Below are 4664 nucleotides of genomic sequence, written 5' to 3' on the forward strand. Positions count from 1 at the left end.
TTAGCTTCTGACAAGTTTTCTTTTGTTGTAGTTAAGTTATTGATCGTGTGATCCAAACGGTTTTGAGTTGCACCTAGGTTCGCACGTTCAGTTGATACATTTTTGATTGCTGAATCAATTGTATCTACTACTGCGTCAAAATTTGTTGCAGCATCAATTTCTGCTTGAGCATCATCAATAGCTGTTTGCTCTGCAGCTGTTGGAGCAGCTGGATCTACAACAGCTGCTTTAGCAGTTGCTAAAGCTTCAACTTGAGCATCAGTGGCACTAACTTTCAAGTTTTCACCAGTACCATCTTTTAAAGCAAGGCCAGTAGCTGTCATGTCTTCAATATTTAACTCAATATCTTGACCAGAGTTAGAACCAATTTGGAATTTTAATGAAGCAGTACCATCTTTGAAGTCACCATTCAATAATGTTTTTGTATTGAATTGTGTTTGACCAGCAATACGGTCAACTTCTTCAGTTAAAGTATCTAATTCTTTTTGGATTGCTTGACGGTCTTCGTTGGTGTTAGTATCATTTTTCGCTTGAACAGTAAGGTCACGCATACGGTTTAAGATTGAATGGGTTTCATTCAAAGCACCCTCTGCAGTTTGGATCAATGAGATTCCATCTTGTGCATTACGAGTAGCTTGGTTTAAACCAGAAACTTGGTTTTTCATTTTTTCTGAAATTGATAGTCCAGCAGCATCGTCGCCGGCTTTATTGATTCTTAGTCCTGATGATAATTTAGCTAATGAACTACTTTTTGCTCCGTTTGCCGCTGTCAAACGTGAGTATGTATTCATAGCTGCAGTATTTGTATTTATACGCATTTTATTTTCCTCCAATGTTTGTTTAATTAATTTAAAGACCTTATGGCCTTCTAATTATAGTATCGGTTGATATTCAAAATTATTAAGCTAATGGATGAAATATAATTAAATTTAAAATATTTTTCACTTAGAACATAAATATCAATATATCTATTATGTGCTTTGTCTTTAAGATAATAGTTGTTTTCTCATAATGATGAAATTTTTATTATACTTTTTTTAAAACAAAAAGAATAGTGATTCGAATACTGATCAATCAGTAATCAAACCACTATTCTTTTAAACCTATGTGTAGATACGTTCTAATTAATTAATTTATTGATTCACAGAACTAATTTGATTACATATAGTTCAACAAACTATTTTGTAGAATTTTATTCCCCATCTGAAGTGAGGCTTCATAAGCAACCATTTCCATAGAGTACTGCATATAAGTTTCTGCTAGATCAATATCTTGTGTATTTGAATAAGTTGTTTTTAAATTCAAGTATTCAGATTCATTTCGATCTTTTGCAGCTTGAAGACGATTATGTGTAGCTCCTATTGTCGTACGCAAGTTTACGATATTATTCAGCTCTGTATCAGCACGTTCCAATAAGTCGCCACCAAGTGCCTCAGTATCATCATTATCTAAGGCAGTTAACATATCATTGAAAAAATTACCCAAATCATTGCCGGCACCTTGTTCGTTCATTAACTTCCTACCATCTGTCTGCATTTCTACGGAGACGCCTCTGGCAATTTCTTTTGTCACATTACCAGATAGTTGTGGATCCACGGTTCCGTTGTAGACAATGCCGGTAAAATCCCCATCTGCGTCTATTGTCTTCTCAAATGGTTTAGTCGTTGTATTATTGCCTGCAAAAATATAACGTCCACCAAAACTTGTATTTAATGAATCCAGCATTGTATCAACTTCATTTTCTATTTCTGCTTTTGCCGCTTTACGATCTTCATTATTGTAAGTTCCGTTAGCAGCTTGTTGTGTCAATGTGTAGATTCGTTGCATCGAAGTAGTCGCATTGGCTAGTGCAGAATCTTGAGCATTGGTAAAATCAATGGAATCATTAATGGTTGACTTATATTCTGCATTTTGTTTAATTTCGTTATTAAGGTCTAATACTTTTGAAACTTTCAAAGGATCATCACTAGGTCTGCTCACTTGTTCCATAGTGGAAAGTTGTTCTTGGTATTTGTATACACTCTTCATATTGTTATTCAAATTTCTCATGAAACTTTTTGACATTAATGAATTAGTAATTCTCAACGATTACACCCCAGTTCGATTAATTAACGTATCCAGCATTTCTGCTAGTGTAGAAAGCACTTTTGAGTTAGCTTGAAATGCACTTGAGAATCTAATCATATCTGTAACTTCCCCATTGATATCTACACCTGATACAGAATCTCGACGTTGTTCCAGTAAGGCCATTAGACCTTGTTGCGTATCCAGCATATTGTCTGATTGTTGTTTGATAATTCCCATATCTGTAACCATACTGTTGTATTTACTAAATAAAGTTGAACTATTCGCACCAGAGTTTATTTCCATCGTATTCTCGTCAAACCAGGTAGCATCATCAACTGATATTGGTGTATTTTTTAAGCTAGCAATCAATTGTGCTCTAGTACCGTCTCCAGATATCGCATTATCTAACGCCTTTCCTGTCACAATTAAACTAGAATCTTTTTTAATATCCTGATTGACTTGTAAAGACAAAGCTGCATTTTCTTCATCCAGAGTAAAAAAGTCTATACCTTCTCCTTTATTACTATGAATCGTATTCACAGCAGTTGCGAAACTAGATACAAAATCATTTAACTCATTTTGCATATCGCTAATAACAGTCAAAGCTTCTTGATTCCCTTTAACACTGCCGCCTTCTAAATCAATCGGCTGATAAGCAGTATTTCCATTTTCTTCAGAACGTAAAACGAATTGTCCGACTTCTGCAGATTCTGTTAATACAGTGCCATCTGATAGAACGGCTTCTCCACTATCATTCAAACTAGTGACCGTCATTAATTCATTCCTTGTATCTTCATTCAATAAATTTTGTCCATCCATTGAAATCGACACTCGATTATATTTATCACGATCAACTTTAATATCCCCTTGGCTAGCAAGTTTATTTACGAGCTGATCTTGAGTATCTAATAAATCGTTAGGCGTAAATCCTCTTACAGAAGCTTGCCAGATTTGGTGATTTAAATCTTCAAGCTGTTTTAAAGTGGAATTGGCATCAACGGACTCTTTATCTAATTGACGAATCGTATCAGCTTTTAGTGCTTTCATTGCATTACCCATATGCTGCACTGTATCGACAAAAGTTTCACTTGTTTGAACCAACATTGTCTTAGAAGCTGCCTGCTCTGGGTTAGAAGCTAAATACGTCCAAGCATTAAAAACTTCTGAAATCTGATTAGATAATCCTGTTTTAGAAGGCTCGTTAAAGGTAGCTTCTAATTGGCCAATTGTATCAGATAATGATTGATGTTTATTTGTAGTTGAATAGCCATTCATTAACTGATTCATTACAAACTGATCCTGCATACGAGAAATCCCAGCGACTTGAACGCCAGTACCAATTTGTCCCACTCCAGGAATTTGTTGAGCGACATTTGTCTGTAAATCAACCCGCTGTCTAGAATAACCTGGGGTATTAATATTAGACACATTATGTCCAATTGTTTGTAACGCATTCTGTTGAGCTAATAGTCCACTTGTTGCAGTATTTATAGTTCCGAAAAGTCCTGACATATGTACATACTCCTTATAATGATTGATCTATAAATGCATTTTGTCCGGTTTTATCAAAAGTGCCTTTTTTTGAATAAGTACTTTTCTTGGTTGCATTTTTTTGTATATTACTGACAAGTTGGTCAGTAAAGCTGATAGATTGTTCAGTTAATAAAACATTCGTTTCCTGTAATTCTTTGATTTCGAAGGTAATCTCTTTCAATTGTTCAACTTCAATTTCGGACTCATCAAATTGAGCAAGCTCAATCATAATCTCTTCTTTTGCGTTGATCAGTTCAAGCAGACGATTTCCATCATTATTAATCAAGACAGTTCTTTCTTCTACTAAATAATTTTTCAATTCATTCATCAGAGAAAGAACTTTTGCTGTCTTTTTCATACTTTATTGCTCCTTTTGAGTTTGGATCGTACGGACTAATTCAGCAGAAATTTTAGATGCATCGACTTCATATTCACCATTTTGAATGGCAGCTTTGATTGATTGAACTTTCTCAGAAAAAGTTACTTGATCTGCATCTAGAAGTGCTTGTGCTTCTTTTGAAATATTAACTTCTACATTTGCTTGTTTTTTTGTCGACTGTTCTGTCTTTTTAGCTTCATTAGAATGTTCAGATTTAGTTTGTTTTACTGAATTTAGGTAGTTCGTATAATTTTTATCGATTTTCATTATAATCGCCTCTTTTATTAATTTTTATTTAAAATAATATATTAATAACTATAGTTGAGTTTCCTACAAGAGAGTGTAAAATATCTTGTGTAAATAGAAAAAAGGAAGTCCCTTCTGTAGAATAGAGTTACCACACTACATTCACAGAAAAGAGGACTTCCCTATGAACAATCTTACTACAGATATCTTACAGACTCTAGCCACAAAAGGTGATTTAAACGAATGTTTTCGTTCTCATCTAGAATTAGCCGTTAACACCCTCTTAAAAACAGAATTGACTGCCTTTTTGGATTATGAAAAATATGATCGGATCGGTTTCCATTCAGGAAACTCTCGTAATGGCACCTATGATCGTAAGGTCAAAACCGAATACGGCGAACTTCAGCTTCAGATTCCACGTGATCGGAATGGTGAATTT

6 protein-coding genes are annotated in these 4664 nt (G+C 34.5%); 1 reads left to right on the forward strand and 5 read right to left on the reverse strand.

The window, feature by feature from the left end; genetic code table 11:
• The 5 genes from BLT22_RS11920 to flgM form a co-directional block, all read right to left on the reverse strand.
• A partial coding sequence (locus tag BLT22_RS11920) for a flagellin N-terminal helical domain-containing protein (RefSeq protein WP_091763493.1) occupies window positions 1-818 on the reverse strand: 818 nt, incomplete at its 3' end.
• Between the two features lie 340 nt (window positions 819-1158).
• Entirely contained in the window at window positions 1159-2085 is a 927-nt protein-coding gene (flgL, locus tag BLT22_RS11925; protein ID WP_091763494.1) for a flagellar hook-associated protein FlgL, read from the reverse strand.
• A gap of 3 nt (window positions 2086-2088) precedes the next feature.
• Window positions 2089-3579 carry a flagellar hook-associated protein FlgK gene (gene flgK / locus BLT22_RS11930; RefSeq protein ID WP_091763495.1) on the reverse strand — a complete coding sequence of 497 codons (1491 nt, stop codon included), beginning with the start codon at window positions 3577-3579 and terminating at the stop codon, window positions 2089-2091.
• Window positions 3580-3592: 13 nt separating this feature from the next.
• Complete coding sequence (flgN, locus tag BLT22_RS11935) at window positions 3593-3958, reverse strand: flagellar export chaperone FlgN (protein WP_091763496.1); 366 nt, start codon at window positions 3956-3958, stop codon at window positions 3593-3595.
• A 3-nt stretch (window positions 3959-3961) separates the two neighbouring features.
• Window positions 3962-4246, reverse strand: a complete 285-nt coding sequence (gene flgM, locus BLT22_RS11940; RefSeq protein ID WP_091763497.1) for a flagellar biosynthesis anti-sigma factor FlgM — start codon at window positions 4244-4246, stop codon at window positions 3962-3964.
• 163 nt (window positions 4247-4409) lie between these two features.
• Here flgM and BLT22_RS11945 point away from each other — a divergent pair.
• On the forward strand, window positions 4410-4664 hold a 255-nt coding region (locus BLT22_RS11945), incomplete at its 3' end, for a transposase (RefSeq protein WP_176935491.1).

The sequence above is a fragment of the Marinilactibacillus psychrotolerans genome, from assembly GCF_900101525.1.
Classification (GTDB): domain Bacteria; phylum Bacillota; class Bacilli; order Lactobacillales; family Carnobacteriaceae_A; genus Marinilactibacillus; species Marinilactibacillus psychrotolerans.